Consider the following 15,593-nt stretch of genomic DNA (forward strand, 5'->3'; position numbering starts at 1 on the left):
CTCGACATCAATCCTGCACATTGGGATGGATCGGATTACCCTGTTGTGTCCCGATTCATCCCAGTCTTTTTTATGGTCCACGACCGCATGCCGTCGCCTGCTGCCAAGCCATCGATCCTGTCCAAGCGTCGCCGCTTGATCATCAGCGGATTGTTGCTGTTTCACCTGTTGGCGGTCGCGCTTCCGCCGCTGGCATTTCAAACGACGACGGTCGATGGGCCTTCGCCATTGATCGACGTTTTGATTCGGCCGTTTCGTGGCTATGGTGAGTTTCTGCATCTCAATCGTGGCTATGCATTCTTTGCGCCCGACCCCGGCCCCAGCCACCTGTTTCAAGCCGCGCTGACACAGCCAGACCAGTCGATTTCAGAGCAGCTGTATCCCGATTTGAAACAGCAATGGCCAAGGTTGCTGTATCACCGGCATTTCATGCTGGCAGAGTTCTTGCACGCGAGCTACTGGCCGCCCGGACCGCCGGATGACATGTTCGAAACCGATCGCGCGGCCGCAGAACTTTGGCAACAGCGACGTGCCCGATATGAGTTCATTCGGCAGTCGTTGGTCGATCATTTGCAACACGAAAACGGTGGGCGACACGTCGCACTGCGTCGCATCGAACATGGCTTGCCTTCGCTATCCAACTATCAAGCGGAGCCCATCGAACTAAGCGACGAGCGGCTTTACAGGATTCTGTTAGACCAGCCGGTGTTCTCTGATCAAATCGCACCGGTGCCGGTGGAAGACGCGGAGCAGGTTTCGACCGAAGTCATACCGGTTCCACAAACAGATTCGGCAGCGGAGGAATCGCAATGACGCGAGGGACGTCCGGCACAACCGTTGCCCAAAACAATTCCGCGGCAGCCGGTTCTTATAAGGAATCGCTGTCGAAGTGGGGTGATGCCTGGGAACGTTTTTGGTTCACACCGCGTCGACCGCATTTGCTGTGTGTGATGCGGATCGCAACCGGTGTGATGTTGCTGTATTGCCATCTGGTGCTGGCCGGAAGCTTGCTCAAATTCATCGGCCCGAACGGTTGGATCAGCAACGAGATGGCCCAGCAATTGCACGATGGGGCGTTTGGAAATCGCGACTGGGCACGAAGCTATTTATGGCGAATCGACAGTCCAGGTTTGCTCTATGCCCACCACGGATTCACGTTGTTCGTGACGGCGGCGATGGCGGTCGGATTGCTCACGCGGATCACCGTGCCACTGACGTTGTTTTTGCAGTTGATGTACCTGCATCGATTGACGGGCGCGTTGTTTGGCCTGGATCAAATCGTCACCTACATCACGATGTACTTGGCCGTCGCACCCTGTGGTGCCAAGTACTCTTTGGACGCAATCATTCGGACTCGCTTGGGCGACCGAATTGAAACATCACGACGGCTGGCTTGGCTGTTTCCCGATTCGACCGCCAGTGTTGCGGCGAACATTTGCACGCGTTTGTTGCAGTTGCACTTATGCGTGATCTATCTGTTCGGCGGATTGTCGAAAGCGCGTGGCGAGACCTGGTGGAACGGATTGGCGGTTTGGTACGCGGTTTCGAACTACGAGTACCAGTCGATCAACATGACGTGGCTGTCACGCTATCCCGCGATCATTTCGGCATTGTCGAATGTGACGCTGTTCTGGGAAGTGTTTTATTGTGCGTTGGTATGGCCACGCGTCACGCGTCCGGTCGTGCTGGCGATCGCGGTAATGGTCCACGGCGGGATCGCAATGTTCCTTGGCATGATCACGTTCGGATCGATGATGATTGTCGCGAACGCGATTTTCCTGTCACCGGATCTGCTGCTTCGTCGTGACGAGTTGGAAGAAGACGAAGAACAGGCCGCCGAAGTGCAATTGGCTGATGACGAGGCACTCGTTGCCAGTGAAGTCGAGCTTGATCGGCAATTGCAAAACCCGGATTTGTCGGCCGACGAACGGGACAAGCTGAAACAGAAGAAGCAACGCATTCGCGAAGCCGCCGAACGGATCAATCGGCGCTATCAGGCGCTAAAGCAACGCGAGGCCAAATACGAAGCACGCGTCAAAAAGTTGCGTCAACGCGAAGCGAAGATCAAAGACCTCGTCGAAAAACGTCGTGCCCGCAAAGGCAAGTCGTCGGATTCGGATTCCTAATACGGCTCGCATCGTGATCGGCTATCCTGGTGGTGGACTTTGCCAACCTTCCCCACCCCCGCCGAACCGATAGCCTGCTGATGAGATTCTTATCACCCAATGTCCCGTCGATGCGTTATCGCTGGGCATCGCTACTGTTTGGACTGTGTCTCTTGACCAGTCCCCTGCTCCGCTCGCCAGCGACCGCAGACGAGGCAGCAGATGAGCCTGGTAACCAGATCGAGCGGCCAAACATTCTGATCGCGATCGCGGATGATTGGTCGTACGGGCATGCGAGTGCTTATGGATGTCCTTGGGTTAACACGCCGAACTTTGATCGTGTCGCAAAAGAAGGCTTGCTGTTCAACAACGCCTACACACCCAACGCCAAGTGTGCGCCATCGCGTGCGATCATTTTGACGGGGCGATATTCGTGGCAGTTGGAACAGGCTGGCAACCACATGTGTTTCTTTCCCGCCAAGTTCGGTGGCTATGTCGAACGTTTGGCTGCCGATGGCTACTTCACCGGATTTACCGGGAAAGGCTGGGGCCCTGGCTACGCCGATGACGCCGATGGAAATCGCCGGGCGATCACAGGAAAGGGATACTCCAAACGCAAGGCACAGCCGCCTGCAAAGATGATTTCCAACAACGACTACGCGGGCAATTTTGGCGATTTCCTTACTGATGTCCCCGACGGCAAACCGTGGGCGTTTTGGTATGGAACCACCGAACCACACCGCGGGTATGAATACGGGGCTGGTGTGCGGATGGGAAAGAAAACGTCGGACATCGACCATGTACCAAGCTATTGGCCAGATAACGAAACGGTTCGCAATGACATGTTGGACTATGCCGTCGAAGTCGAGCACTATGACAATCACTTGGGTCGCATTCTGGAACAGCTCGAACAAGCTGGCCAGCTGGACAATACCTTGATTGTCGCGACGAGTGATCATGCATGCCATTTCCCCGTGCCAAAGGACAAGCGTATGACGAATCGAATCACATTCCGTTGGCGATTCGTTGGCCAGCCGGGATCGAGCATTCCGGACGCAGCGTTGATGACTTTGTGGACTTCGCGGGACTTGCGCCGACGTTTTTAAAGGCGGCGGGGATTCGCGAGTCGGGCCCGATTATGCAATCGATCACGGGGAAGGACTTGTTTGACATCTTTGCCGCCGATGGGCCCGTCGCCGGCCGTGACCATGTCTTGGTCGGAAAAGAACGGCACGACATTGGACGTCCCAACCAGGGCGGCTATCCGATTCGTGGCATCCGGCACGGCGATTGGCTGTACATTCGCAACTACGAGGTCGACCGTTGGCCTGGTGGTAATCCAGAAACAGGCTATTTGAATTGCGACGGCGGACCGACCAAAACCGATGTGTTGGATTTGCGTCGCAGCGGAACCGCATCGACGTTTTGGCGACTTTGTTTTGGCAAGCGTGCCAAGGAGGAGCTTTATCATGTCGGCCGAGACCCAGACTGTGTTGACAACTTGGCCACCAATCCGGACAACGAAGAACGATTGGCGAAGTTGCGTGAACAGATGGAATCGGAACTGAAAAGCCAGGGCGACCCACGCATGTTTGGTAACGGCGATCTCTTCGACCAGTACCAATACACTTCGCCGGCGACCGACCACTTTTATGAACGCTACATGGCGGGCGAAAAGTTAAAGGCCGGTTGGGTCTCGCCGACTGATTTCGAAGAACAGCCGCTCGATTGAGCGACCCGTTCATGATTGACCTGCTCAATCAGTGAGTGACAATTCTGCAGATGTTTCGTCCTGGCTGGACAGATAGCCAAGGATGTCCATCAAGGTTTTGTCGCTCATCGGATCCAGATGGTCGAATGGCTCCAAGCGTATAAAATACTTGTCGACGGTCGTCAGTGTTTCGAACAGATGACGGCCATTGGGATATGGGACGATTGAATCGTTCGTCCCGTGCACCTGGACCAGTGTGCCATCATACGATTGCAGCCGTTCCATTGAATCGAACGGGTTGCGCATCAACAGATGCACTGGGATGAACGGATACCGTCTAGCCCCAACGTTGGCTGCCGAATCAAAGGTTCGGTCAAGCACCAAGTGTTTGATCTCACGTTCTGCGGCAACCGCAGCTGCACACCCGCCGCCGAGCGAGCGGCCGTAGACGATGATGTCTTGCGGGTTCAAGCCATAATGCTTTTGGAGGGCATCGAACGCTGAGATCGCATCGGCGGTCAGGTTGGCTTCACCTGGAGTCAGCTGGTCGTCAACGAACCCGCGATACTCGGCCGCCAAGACGTTGGCTTTCCATAGGCGGCTGATCTGTTCGGCCCAGGCAACTTGACGGCTCGCATAGGTTGCGTTGCCATGCAGGAACAGCACCGTGCGTTCGGCATCAGGGTGTTCGATCAATTGGCCGACGATCTCGCTTCCATCGGCCGCCGTGTAGGACCATGCGGTTGGCAGTGACGTTGCCGCCGGAGTGACTTCACGATAGGCGCCGGGGAACAACAGCCGTGGTTCGAGAAGTACCATCGCGAGCAAAATCACCAAATACGCGACCACCGCAGCTCGGAGAGCTACGAACAATCTGCGTTTCCAGCCGGAGAGCTGTTTCGTCATGATGATGGATCCGGTTCAATCATAGGATCAGCAAACTTGTGCGAAGCAAACCAAACGGCTGCCATCGGTACACACAGCAAGCCCGCGATGACCGCGTAAATCGGTTGCTTCCAAGGGCCGATCGATTGGACCAACAAGACTAACACCGGTCCAACGATCAAGGCCATCACACACCATCCGAACCATGCGGCCAGTGATTGGCGAGGCGCAATCACCGCGACGATTCCGTACGCTAGGACGGGGAAGACTAAAATGTAGGCACCGGCTGGGAGGAAAAACGCGGCGACAAGGCCGAGCGTTGAGACGATCATCCAGACGGCGTCGGCAAAGACAAATTCGGCCGAGAATCGAAAGACACGTTTCAGTAACACTTCGGCCAGAAGCGTGATCGCAACGGTCGTGACAGCGATCGTGATCAGCCCTGCTTCCAAATCGACGGGCGTGTAACGCAGGCTGTGATACGGGGTCTGTTTCAAGACGACAATGGTGACGAACCCTAGGATGACGCTGGCGATAATCAGCAGCAAACCGACCGGCAGTATCTTCAAGACAGTAATCAATGCATTGCCGATGCCATTTCGCAGCGGTCGCCACCAAACCGCCAAGAATCCGATCACCGCCAAAACAACCTGTGTTGCCGAGGACATGATGAAGACGTGCAGCCCGAGCACGTCGAAGAAGACGGCGTTGCTTGGCTGTGATGTGGTTTGATCCCGAATCGCTTGTAACTCGTCCTTGCTCAGCCGATCGATCGCGTGATGCATGAAGGCGACGTGGTTGCCCATGTGTTGAAGCGTTCGATCGCTGACGTTTTCTGGCGTGTCATGCGGCGTGTGGTAGTGATAGGCACCACCGATGGTTGCGTAGTTAAATCCAGGCCAACCAAAGTTTTTACGATAGACGTCGAAATCGGTGGCGTTGGGCAAGGTGCGGTAAACCAGTACTGCGAGCGACGTCGTGATTTTAGGGAATGCCAAATCGTTGATGATCGCGTTGGCCCATGCGGCATTGTTGTCGTGCGTTTCGAACATGGGGACGCCACCGAGTGTTCCCCGCGCATCAAAATTCAAGACGAATGCCGGGTCATTGATCGGCAAAGCGTTGTGGCCAAAAAGTGCATGAACGCCAAGCAGACCAAACTCTTCACCATCACTAAAGACGAAATGGGTTGTCCGCTGTGGGGGCGATTGTCCTAGAAGCCGCGCGCACTCGGCCAGGGCCACGACGGCAGAGCCGGCATCGCCGGCGCCTGGACCCCAGGGACAGGAGTCGTGGTGGGTCGCGATCACGATCGGAGCCAGTTCGGGCGATTTTCCCGGAATAGTCGCCAGCAAGTTGTGCAGCGTCGGGGATTCCGGCAACAGCTTGATACGGTCGCTTGGGTGCCAGCTTTGATTTTCCAAATCGAACGGGATATCGATGCGAGTCGTCTGAGCACCGACGCCATCAAGGTAGGACTGCAAACGGTCTCGAAACTGTACGCCTTCGGGCGAACCGGCAGAGTGTTGCTGGGCCGGCACGCCGAGCAAGTGATTCAGGTTCTCGCGCATCCGTGCCGCCGATGGGACCGATGGATCAGCATCGCTTGCCAGCGGCGCGGGGCCACGATAAAGCATCCCGCCAACGAAAATCGCGAGGAAGAAAAATGCGCCTGCCGCAAGGATTCGAGATCCGACCAATGGAGTTGCCTATTCGTTGTTGGTGGATTCAGCAGGCCCGATGATTGGACGCGTTCAAGCCGCCACGGACAGCGGTTCGGACTGCAGTTCCAAGGCGACTTCGGCCAGCTTGCGTTTTGCGGCGTCGATATCGGACAGTTGCAACGGGCCTAACGTTCGCATGTCATTGCGAACCTGTTTGGCTTTCCGACGTGGCAGCAACCCCAAGACCGTTTCCGCTTTTTCGTTAGGAAGTCCGCATAATACCAAGAAAGCTTGTCGTGTCGTGACCATCGCGAGGGCGCGGCACAAATCGCTGGGCGAAAGTTGCTGAAGAAATTGGTCGACCCGTTGAATCAACTCGGCTTCGGTCGCAGATAGACCTGCAGTCGACTTTTGTCGATTCGATCCATCGCGATGTTGTGTGACACGTGATGGGGTGGGGGCCGAACGGATCGGCAAACGAACCGGTTCGGCATCTTCATCGTTGATGCCGCCGAACAGTGCCGATGCCGGCATCACACCAACGGCTTGGGACTGGTAAAAGTCTGACAGCCGGATGGAACTGACCTGATAGACTGGTTCGGAATCGTCTTGTTCACCCGGCGCCATTTGATCGGACGAAATCCGATTGGACGCCGATTCCTCGTTCGTCATTGTTGGACGTTCCGACGGGCGGTAATTGCCGTTACGTCGTTTTCGAGAAACACGTGCGCGACCGATTTGAATCTCGTCTTGGATTTCCGATTCAACGCGTTCGGCATCGCTCGTGCCGGCCTTCAATTGTTCGCGCAACCGCTTCATCACGCGGTATTGCTCCAGCGGGTCGGCATCACCCAACAGTTCGAGTTGTTGATTGATTTCGTGCTTGTCGTCTTGATCCAATTGCCCGACCAAGACGCGGTGGGTACGTGCCGGCAGGGATTGCAACAGGATGGCGATCTGTCGAGTGGCGAGGCACCGTTCGTCGGTTTCAATGTCGTGCATGAGTTGCTCCATCAACTCTGGGGTCAGACCCTGATGTTATTTCAATCGCTGTTTGTTTCAGACGCTTCCTGCCAAGTCGTTCGGCACAGGCATGCATCCGATTGAATAGGGTGACTAGGCGGCGTCTGCCATCCAGCGATGGACAATTTGGGCAGCCAGTTCGGGATTGGCCTCGATCAATTCGGTCAAGTCTTCACGAATCGTCGTGGCATCAGGTTGACGATCGTTTTCCGATCGAGGTCTTGATGAGGTGTGCTTGCTGGTTGCGATCGAGTGTTTTGCGGCGATCGACGGGTCGGTCACCCGCAGTCGCATCCGCAGGGCGGCCGCACCGCAAAACAGTGTTATTAGAGCTAAGCCAATGATCGACGCGGTCAACGGGACATTGTTTGACGCGATCGATTGTGCGTTGGCGAGCGAGAACGGTTCGTGCGGTGGTGTCGCGTACTGCTCGGCGGGAATCGAGTCAGGGTAGCTGCAAATATGGATTCGCGAATCGTCCACGTGGCTTCCGACGAGTGGGCGAAGCACTTCGTTGACATTCGCGATCACACGGTCGCGGGCACTGGCGAGTTGTTCTTTCGAAGGCCAAGGGATTGCTTCGGCATCATGATGGAGAGATCGAAAGTCACGAGCCCACTGAATGTGGAACTGGGCTTCGGATAGTGCGATCGAGATCCGTGGCTGGACCGAAGTGGGGTCATCGGGTTCGCCAGGCGAATGCATCACGGCAACCCGGACGTTGCCAAATCCGATCAACAAATCGGTCAGGCGTTGTTCCATCTCGTATTCAAAGTGCCGTTGGGCGCGTTTGGTTTCGTCAATTTTACCGTTGTAAGACTCCATCGCCGTTGTGTCCGTGACGGTGACTTGTTCGACAGTCATCCCCGCATAGGCTCCCGCGACATACTGGCGAATCATGTCGATCCGGTTCGGCGACAGAGGCTTTTCATTGCTGGGGATGATCACCACACTCGCAGACTGGATGGTTTCCTGTTGCAAGCCGCCAAGTAGCTGTTGGTCGTACGTGACGGATGCCCAGGCGACATCGGGGAACGCGCGCAGTTTCGTGCCTAACTGAAGAGCCTTGTGCGATTGCAACCGAGAACGCTGTTGGATGCTGGATTCGAACAGTTCCAATCCGCTTGACGCTTCGGTGGTGGGTTCCAAAAGGTCGATCGGAAGTGCGCCGGATTTCTGCGCGACGGCGAGGAACTCTGACCTTTTTTCAGGTGCGACCCAAAGTTGCCCGCTTCGTCGTTCGTAGGATTTCAAACCCGCTTCGCTGAAAGCCAGTTCGAGTTCGTCTAATTCGGCCCGATTGAATTGTCGGTCGCCCAAAAGCGGCAGTCGCTCGTAGTCAGCTTGTTGCGCTGGGATCAACGACATCCCGATCAAAATCAGGGCAACGCATGCGCCCCCGACAATGATCTTGTTGATGGGAAGTGGTGCGAGGTTGAATCCGGACACTGTTGACTACGACAAAAATGGGCTGCGGAGTGGTTGCGATGACAAGTCGCTTCATACTCGCCAATGCGATCACGCGGCCAGTCGACTTTGCGCCGATTGGGCTGGAAAGCAGATGGTGACAGCAACGCCGCCTTGAGGACAGTTTTGCCAAGTCAGGTCAGCGCCAATGGCGGCGGCCGCGATCGGCAACGAACGCTCGCGATGCTTGCTGTCCATTCCGCTGTCAGCAATTTCAAGTTCGATGCCGTTTTCGGTGCGGCAAGCGGTGATGATTAAGTCGCCGCCATCGGGCATCGCCTCAAGTGCTTGACGGCTGATCGCTGTGATCAAGTCGGCGGCGCGTGTGTTGTCACAGGGCACCGGAATGCTGACATCGATGTCGACTTCCAAACAAACGGGAGCCGCATGATCGATCAACAAGGGTGCGGTCACTGATTCGACGAGCACAAGAAGATTGCGACACTGTTTGGGCTGGATCCATCCGCTGGCCATACTAGGCTCCGATATCACTTGGTGAGTGGAATCAGGTGCTTGCCGAGACACTTGTTGAAAAATCACAACTTTGATTCAAGTTCGTCCGGCTTCCTAAATGGGGCATAGCGTTTGTCATTGAATGACGGCAACCCCGATCGGCCTATCGGACATCGTTTGCCCTATTTTTTGTGGCTCTCCGGCCGCGCAACAGCACCGCTTGGCCACAAGACTCTGTTTTCTGGGTGGGTGCGTGCTTATGATGAACTAGGTCGATCCCCACTCGCACTTTCAACTCCTTTCGATTCCATGAAGCGTTCGCAACAGGCTATCCTCGCCTCCGGTATTTTGACAGCAATTGTGTTTGGGGCCGATTCCCAAGCACAGGGCCAAGGCTTGATCCAGCGTTTGCGAGAACGAATCAGCGTCCAGTTGCAAAATCAGCAACAGCCGCGTCCCGGTGCCAATCCGGCAACCGACCGGACTGCACCGAATCAGCCCAACCCCGGCACGCCGGCACCCGCCAACCCCTCATCACGCTATCGGAACCCCGCCGGAGGGGATGGTCCGACGTTTAGCCCGATTGCGCCCCGAACCGCGTTACCACCGAGCAACCCAGATCCGAATCTTCAAACGCCACGCGGACGCGGCAACGTTGATCGAGGTGTCCAACAGGCGTTCGGCGCGTCGGTTTTGCAGTCAATGGATCAAAACGATGGTGACCAAGCGTCGATCGGCATCACTGGTTCGAACGCTCGCGCGGGACAGTACTCTGGAGTTCAAATCACCGGATTTTTGCCTCACTCGCAAGCGAATCGAGGGGGACTTCGCGAAGGCGATTACATCTTTATGCTCAATGGTGCGGTCACACCGTCGATCAACGTGTTGGCAAATGAGCTTCGCCGCTATCAGCCCGGAGATCAGGTCACACTTCGGGTCGGACAGAACGGTGTCGTTAAGGACATCGAAATCCGTTTGGTTGGCAAGTCTGGTGCAGCGAACGTGGCATCGCCAAGCGAATTGAATTCTCCAGAGATCGGCACGTCCTTGGAACCCTCCGGGACGCTATTCCCGGCGCCTTCAATCGATACTCAATCGTCTTCATCGCAAACGCCACGTCGCACGATATCGCAACCCGATAACATCGCTGCGCTGGGGGCCGAGATTGCAGTCAATTCTGGCCAGCGCGGGGTCGTGATCAAGTCGCTAGCTCCCAATGAAGTCGGTGTGTCCAATGGTCTACGTGCCGGTGACCGGATCATTAGTCTTGACGGTCGCATGGTCGCCGACGGCGTCACGCTTGAAAAGCAGCTGGCAATGATCGATGGCGTTTATGAACTCGGCGTGATTCGCCAAGATGACTTGGTCCAAATTTCGATCGATCCCAACAAAGCTGCTGTGTCCGATGCCGCTGCTGCGTCGGGCAATAGCGGTGAAGCAGGATCATTGCTCGGCGGGTTCGGTGCTATGTTTGGCAGGCTGGGAAACGCAAACGTGACCAACAAGGCACCAGCGGAAGTTGTCGACGAACTGCCCGCACCTCCAGAAGTCGACGTGTTGGCACTCGAGCAAGACTTCCCTGCTCCGTCGAAAGGGGCACCATCGAAAGCGGAGGCTGCAGACGAGAGCTCCGACAGCAGCAAGGCTGAAATTAAGGATGAGATCAAACGACTGAGTGAGAAGCTTCGCGAATTAGAAGCCAAGCTGGAAACGGCGGAGTGATTGTTATGGTTCAATACCGTTTCGTTTTCAAAGCCGTTTAGTTTCTCGGGTCGACCATTCTGATCTCGATTGGACGGTTACTGTCCAGGTGCAAGTCGCGTTGTGGGAATGCGATCACGACGCCCGCTTCGTGGAATAGCCGATCGATCGCAAGGCGGACTTCGCTTTCGATTTTCTTACGTTGAACGACGGTCCGGGCGTTGATCCAAAAATGGACCTGAAACGCCAACGCGTTGTCTCCAAAGTCATTGAACCAAACAAAAGGCTTGGGACGCTCGTGAACTGACTCGTGTTCGGCGGCGGCTTGTTCGAGTAGCTCGATGACGCGTTCCAGCGGCGAACCGTAAGCGACGCCCACGTTGATCGACGTACGCAAGCGGTCATCACGCCGTGTTAGGTTGACAACGTTGTTTTCAAGAAACTTGCTGTTGGGAATGATGATGTCCAGATTCTCTCCGGTACGAATGACGGTACTTCGGGCACCGATGGATTTGACGTTGCCGTAGGTGTCATCGACCATGATCAAGTCGCCAGCTTTGATCGGACGCTCGGCCAATAGGATCAGTCCACTGATGAAGTTGTTCAAGATGTTCTGGCTGCCAAAGCCGACGCCAATCGCGATCGCGCCACCCAAGAACGTGAACACCGTCAGCGGTACACTCGCATATTTCAACGCTCCCAATCCGAACGTGATCAGCAAGATATAAAACGACAATGACTCGATCGCATGCGCCCCGGCTTCGTCCACGCCGACTTTAGGCAATCGTGACCCCAGCCAACTGCTGATCAGTCGCGCGGCAAAGTAACCGAAGAAGACGAACAACAACGTGCTGACGATTTTGCCGACCGTAAGCGATGTGTCTTCGACATTGGTCAATTCATAATTCCAAAACCGCTGCACCGTGATCCAGCTGTCGGCGACCCATTCGCCGAACGTGCGTTTCGGGCCACCCTCAAGTTGAAGAAGTAAATTTCCAAGCACGCCGGCGGCGTTTTGAATCGCAATCAAGCTGTCGTTGTAGATTGTGATCTGACGATTCAGTGATGCTTGATGCTCTTCGATCCAGCGGACCAATTGCGGGTCGAGCTCGCCACGGTTTTCTAATCGGCCGGACAGGTTGCCAAGTGACGTGCGAACTTCGTCGAGCTTTAATTCGCGGGCACGTCGTTCACGATCAAGTGTTTCCAGCCATTGATGTGTTTCGTCCGACCAATCGCGACGATCGTTTCGCGAGACGTTGCCTTGCAGCAATTGAAAACGCCGTTCCCATGACGTACGAATCCAAGGCAGACGTTGCAGTCGTTGGTTGATGACGGCGCCTTCCAACTCTGTCGACTGTTGCGCCGATTTCAACGCTTCGACTCGTTCACGAAGCACCGGGTCGGGCGAAGGGGACGAGTCGAGGTCTTGTCGACTTTGCATCCAGCGATTTTCCGCGTAGTTAGCTTCTGATTTGACACGTGAGCTTCTACGCTTCAATTCGTTCTCGCGGACTTTGATTTCGGCTAGCTGTTCGTTCAGTTCCGATCGAGTGAACGTGATGTGACTGGCAACGAGACTTTGACGCCGTTGTTCGAATTCCGTTTTCAGTTTCCGACGTTGCTCGGTTGCCTCTTCGATGGCAAGTTCTTGGCGGCGCAGGGAAAGAACTTCTTCGGCAAGTTGAACGCGCGTTCGGGCAACGACCAGGCGGCCATCATTTTCGGGGAGTTGCTCTTTGAGTTGCCTGAGTTCGCGGTTGTGATCTTCGAGTTCGACACGTGCCGTTTCGACCGCTTCACGAGCGGTCAGGATGCTCGCTTCCAACAACTCGCGGCGTTCACGCTCGCTTTTCAAGTTGTCGTTGATTTCGTCCAGCAGGATGATCGAATACGGCGGATCTTCGTTCAGGCCGGTGTCCTTGATCCGCTGCAAGGTTTGTTCGGTTTCCAGCTTGGCGGCGGAAAGATCTTCGAGACGTGTCGCGGCTGACTTTTGTTGCGTGACGATCGATTCGATTTGTTGTCGGATCCCGGCAATTAACGCTTCGTTTACAGCCGACGGATCGGGGGCGTCTTGTCCTTCGGCGGCCTCTGGATTTGCCGGCTCCGATTCGAGTGGCTCCGTTCCTATCGGATCCGTTCCGGTCGGTTCGTTCAACGTTGGTGGCTGCGCAAGCGACGACAACGTCAGCAACGAAGCGAGCATCAATGACAGGGGCAACACACAACAAATTTTTCGACAGTCCATAGATCATCCTCCTGACAAGTATTCTGACAGGATAAGTGGTACTGTCTACCAAGTGCGGTTTGCTAAGATGGATCGCTGGTAAATCTCTGCGGAAACAGACAGCCTTTACGATGATGAAGGAGCCACGGTGATGGCAAACAATCGGGTACCAGGACCAATGTGCTATTCATTTGGGGATCCTACCGCCCAGCGGCGTGCCGAGATCGTCCTTCCGCCGAATGCGAGCTATGCCACGCCTGGTGTGGTTCGCGACGAACGAAGTCTGACTCCTGAAGAAAAAGAGTTCGTCTTGGACGTGGTTCAGCTGACGCTCGACATCATTGGCATTTTTGAGCCAACGCCATTTGCGGACAGCGCGAACGTGGTGATCTCACTCGGACGCGGCGACTGGTTGGGCGCGGGGCTTAGCGGACTTGGTGTGATCCCCTATCTCGGCGACTTGGCGAAGGTCGGGAAGTTGCCTCGTTATTCGCGGCGTCTTCGCCAAGCGATCGAATTGGCGCGTCAGAACAATGCGTTCGCGAAGCAGGTTCGCCCCTGGTTCGAAAAACTTTACGCCGCATTGAATTCCATTCCGGTCGAAAATCTCAGTTCGAAAATGAAAGACTGGGTGAATCAAATCAAGCGGCCTTTGGAAAGCTTCTTGAAACGCGGTGGCAGCCAAAGGGCCATCAAGAAAGAGATTTGGTGGACGGTTGAAGAGGTCGGCCCGGTGATTCCTGGCACGACAATTCCCAGTACCATTCATCTTCGCGTTGGCAAACGGAAGTGGGAGATAGCTCGAAATCCGAACGCGATCGGGCCGGACGGAAAGCCAATTGGTGCGGCAACGATTCATTTGGCTCAGCGTGCCCAATTCGCGAATGATTGGAACAAGCGAGCCAATGTTGATTTTCCAATGAGCGTTGTCGCTGGCGTTCTGGAGCAGTTCGAAAAACGTCTGCAGGCCGGGAAGCTCGTTTCGAAAGGAGTCGTTCTTAAATCAGGCGGCGAGCTTCGAAATGTTGTCGTCGACGATTGGATTTTAAGTGTCAACACGAGCAAAGAGCCGTGGAAGATCTTTCATCTCGAGTACAACGCGTCGCGAGCCGCCAAACTTCTCAAAGAGTGATGGGCACACCGAAAGCGTCTGTATGCCAGCGTCTATACGCCAGCGTTGCCGTCACGCAGGATCAAGCTACTGCGTTCGTTTTGGGACGTAGGGCTCGATGCGTAAGCGGCGGTCGACAGGCCGCTAAGCCGCAGCGCGGCCGTTTTGGCGTAGCCGCAGCTCTTCGTTCTGCAGCACGTTCAGATGTGAGTTGCCTTCGAGGGCCGCTTCGATCCGCCGGTCGACGCTGCGCCGCATGGCTTTGTGATAACCGACTGATGCCGCGAACAGCGTGATCAGATTCATGAAGTTCCGCTGTTGAACAAGCGGATGGGGATCGAAGACGAGGTGGCTGTCGCTGCCGAAGGAAAACAGCTTGCCATCGATTTCACCGATGCCTTGGCCGTCGACTTCGACTTCGAAGTCGGCCCCGATCGACAACCAGTGTCGACGCAGAATCACGTTCCACATTTGGTCGTCGCTGTGGTAGCAGAAGCTGAAGATCGACGGGATGCGGAACGTGCGATGGTTTTGTTGCACGTAGGTGACGTATTCGTTGCGGGCCAGCATCACTGCCATGGTCAGCAACGTTTTGCCGGTGCCGATCGAATTATGAACTTCGGTTGCGGTGATCTCTTCGATGGTTCCGCACCAACGGACGCTTTCACCGGTGGTGCGAAACAACTTGAGGACCAGACGACGCGTACGGATATCGCCGCTTTGCATCTGCATGATGTCGTCGTCGGCGAGTTGTTCTTCGAGTCGTGACTTTTGCTTTTCGTTCAGCCGCCCGCTGCGTTTGATCGAGCGTTTGACTTCACTGCGACGTTTGTCTTTCATCGCTTCCAGGCAACTGTGCATCTCTTCGTCGTCGGGTTTCCAGATATCAGTCCGAAGTCCGATCAGATGCGTCTTCTCCCAATCGCCAGTTTCTTGGTCCAGCGTGTTGACGGTGCCAACACAATCCATGTTCTTGGTGAAGTGATTCGTGTCGGCCGTCTTCAACCGCTGCAACAATTCGACATTGCTCGCATGCACGCCTGGCAGGGCCCACATGTCGACAAACCGTTCACAACCACGAAGTTCTTTACCAGCCATAGCGAAAAGGTGTCAGGTACAATACTGTTCGGCACGGAATTTGCGCAGTCACAATAGGGCAACCAGGGGCTTTGGGCGGAGTTGCGCGTCGAGCGATGACATGACATACTTTGTTGGTGAGACAACCACCTGACACCGCCGACGA

The 15,593-nt window shown here is 55.4% G+C and carries 13 protein-coding genes; 6 read left to right on the plus strand and 7 right to left on the minus strand.

The features are described 5' to 3' along the window. The first annotated feature begins 45 nt into the window (after positions 1-45). The 4 genes from CGZ80_RS15715 (at position 46) to CGZ80_RS28290 (ending at position 3,837) form a co-directional block, all read left to right on the plus strand. The gene (locus tag CGZ80_RS15715) at positions 46-813 is read left to right on the plus strand and encodes a hypothetical protein (protein WP_143543957.1); all 768 of its coding nucleotides are present in this window, start codon (positions 46-48) and stop codon (positions 811-813) included. After that, positions 810-2,126 carry an HTTM domain-containing protein gene (locus CGZ80_RS15720; RefSeq protein ID WP_143543958.1) on the plus strand — a complete coding sequence of 439 codons (1,317 nt, stop codon included), beginning with the start codon at positions 810-812 and terminating at the stop codon, positions 2,124-2,126. The genes CGZ80_RS15715 and CGZ80_RS15720 overlap by 4 nt, the downstream gene beginning before the upstream one ends. 80 nt (positions 2,127-2,206) lie before the next feature. Further along, entirely contained in the window at positions 2,207-3,211 is a 1,005-nt protein-coding gene (locus CGZ80_RS28285; protein ID WP_198953707.1) for a sulfatase-like hydrolase/transferase, read from the plus strand. A 32-nt stretch (positions 3,212-3,243) separates the two neighbouring features. Beyond that, on the plus strand, positions 3,244-3,837 hold the full coding sequence (locus tag CGZ80_RS28290; RefSeq protein WP_198953708.1) for a hypothetical protein: 594 nt from the start codon (positions 3,244-3,246) through the stop codon (positions 3,835-3,837). A 24-nt stretch (positions 3,838-3,861) separates the two neighbouring features. Here CGZ80_RS28290 and CGZ80_RS15730 read toward each other — a convergent pair whose 3' ends face one another. From CGZ80_RS15730 to CGZ80_RS15750, 5 genes are all read right to left on the minus strand, one after another. Further along, complete coding sequence (locus CGZ80_RS15730; RefSeq protein WP_094416116.1) at positions 3,862-4,722, minus strand: alpha/beta hydrolase; 861 nt, start codon at positions 4,720-4,722, stop codon at positions 3,862-3,864. Continuing rightward, positions 4,719-6,401 (minus strand): M28 family peptidase, encoded by a 1,683-nt coding sequence (locus CGZ80_RS15735; RefSeq protein WP_094416118.1) that lies wholly within the window; start codon positions 6,399-6,401, stop codon positions 4,719-4,721. Before CGZ80_RS15735 ends, CGZ80_RS15730 begins: the two co-directional genes overlap by 4 nt. 54 nt (positions 6,402-6,455) lie before the next feature. Then, positions 6,456-7,367, minus strand: a complete 912-nt coding sequence (locus tag CGZ80_RS15740; protein ID WP_158222716.1) for a FliG C-terminal domain-containing protein — start codon at positions 7,365-7,367, stop codon at positions 6,456-6,458. 114 nt (positions 7,368-7,481) lie between these two features. Beyond that, complete coding sequence (locus tag CGZ80_RS15745) at positions 7,482-8,837, minus strand: hypothetical protein (protein WP_094416122.1); 1,356 nt, start codon at positions 8,835-8,837, stop codon at positions 7,482-7,484. Between the two features lie 69 nt (positions 8,838-8,906). Beyond that, positions 8,907-9,329 (minus strand): sensor histidine kinase, encoded by a 423-nt coding sequence (locus CGZ80_RS15750; RefSeq protein ID WP_094416125.1) that lies wholly within the window; start codon positions 9,327-9,329, stop codon positions 8,907-8,909. 288 nt (positions 9,330-9,617) lie between these two features. Between CGZ80_RS15750 and CGZ80_RS15755 the strand changes: the two genes are divergently transcribed. Beyond that, a complete protein-coding gene (locus tag CGZ80_RS15755) occupies positions 9,618-11,030 on the plus strand; it encodes a PDZ domain-containing protein (protein ID WP_094416127.1) in 1,413 nt (470 codons plus the stop codon). Between the two features lie 37 nt (positions 11,031-11,067). Here CGZ80_RS15755 and CGZ80_RS15760 read toward each other — a convergent pair whose 3' ends face one another. Continuing rightward, a complete protein-coding gene (locus CGZ80_RS15760) occupies positions 11,068-13,260 on the minus strand; it encodes a mechanosensitive ion channel domain-containing protein (protein WP_094416129.1) in 2,193 nt (730 codons plus the stop codon). 130 nt (positions 13,261-13,390) lie between these two features. Between CGZ80_RS15760 and CGZ80_RS15765 the strand changes: the two genes are divergently transcribed. Then, positions 13,391-14,371, plus strand: a complete 981-nt coding sequence (locus CGZ80_RS15765; RefSeq protein ID WP_143543959.1) for a hypothetical protein — start codon at positions 13,391-13,393, stop codon at positions 14,369-14,371. Positions 14,372-14,494: 123 nt separating this feature from the next. On the opposite strand, the gene CGZ80_RS15770 is transcribed toward CGZ80_RS15765, so the two are convergent. Beyond that, the gene (locus tag CGZ80_RS15770; protein ID WP_094416133.1) at positions 14,495-15,448 is read right to left on the minus strand and encodes a hypothetical protein; all 954 of its coding nucleotides are present in this window, start codon (positions 15,446-15,448) and stop codon (positions 14,495-14,497) included. Positions 15,449-15,593 lie beyond the last annotated feature (145 nt).

Source organism: Rhodopirellula sp. MGV, assembly GCF_002251265.1.
GTDB classification, from domain to species: domain Bacteria; phylum Planctomycetota; class Planctomycetia; order Pirellulales; family Pirellulaceae; genus Stieleria; species Stieleria baltica_A.

Bases quoted from the DNA above. Each gene is read 5' to 3' on its own strand.
- CGZ80_RS15720 (WP_143543958.1), top strand. From the start codon at position 810: ATGACGCGAGGGACGTCCGGCACAACCGTTGCCCAAAACAATTCCGCG.
- CGZ80_RS28285 (WP_198953707.1), top strand. From the start codon at position 2,207: ATGAGATTCTTATCACCCAATGTCCCGTCGATGCGTTATCGCTGGGCA.
- CGZ80_RS28290 (WP_198953708.1), top strand. From the start codon at position 3,244: ATGCAATCGATCACGGGGAAGGACTTGTTTGACATCTTTGCCGCCGAT.
- CGZ80_RS15730 (WP_094416116.1), bottom strand. From the start codon at position 4,722: ATGACGAAACAGCTCTCCGGCTGGAAACGCAGATTGTTCGTAGCTCTC.
- CGZ80_RS15740 (WP_158222716.1), bottom strand. From the start codon at position 7,367: ATGCACGACATTGAAACCGACGAACGGTGCCTCGCCACTCGACAGATC.
- CGZ80_RS15750 (WP_094416125.1), bottom strand. From the start codon at position 9,329: ATGGCCAGCGGATGGATCCAGCCCAAACAGTGTCGCAATCTTCTTGTG.
- CGZ80_RS15755 (WP_094416127.1), top strand. From the start codon at position 9,618: ATGAAGCGTTCGCAACAGGCTATCCTCGCCTCCGGTATTTTGACAGCA.
- CGZ80_RS15760 (WP_094416129.1), bottom strand. From the start codon at position 13,260: ATGGACTGTCGAAAAATTTGTTGTGTGTTGCCCCTGTCATTGATGCTC.
- CGZ80_RS15765 (WP_143543959.1), top strand. From the start codon at position 13,391: ATGGCAAACAATCGGGTACCAGGACCAATGTGCTATTCATTTGGGGAT.
- CGZ80_RS15770 (WP_094416133.1), bottom strand. From the start codon at position 15,448: ATGGCTGGTAAAGAACTTCGTGGTTGTGAACGGTTTGTCGACATGTGG.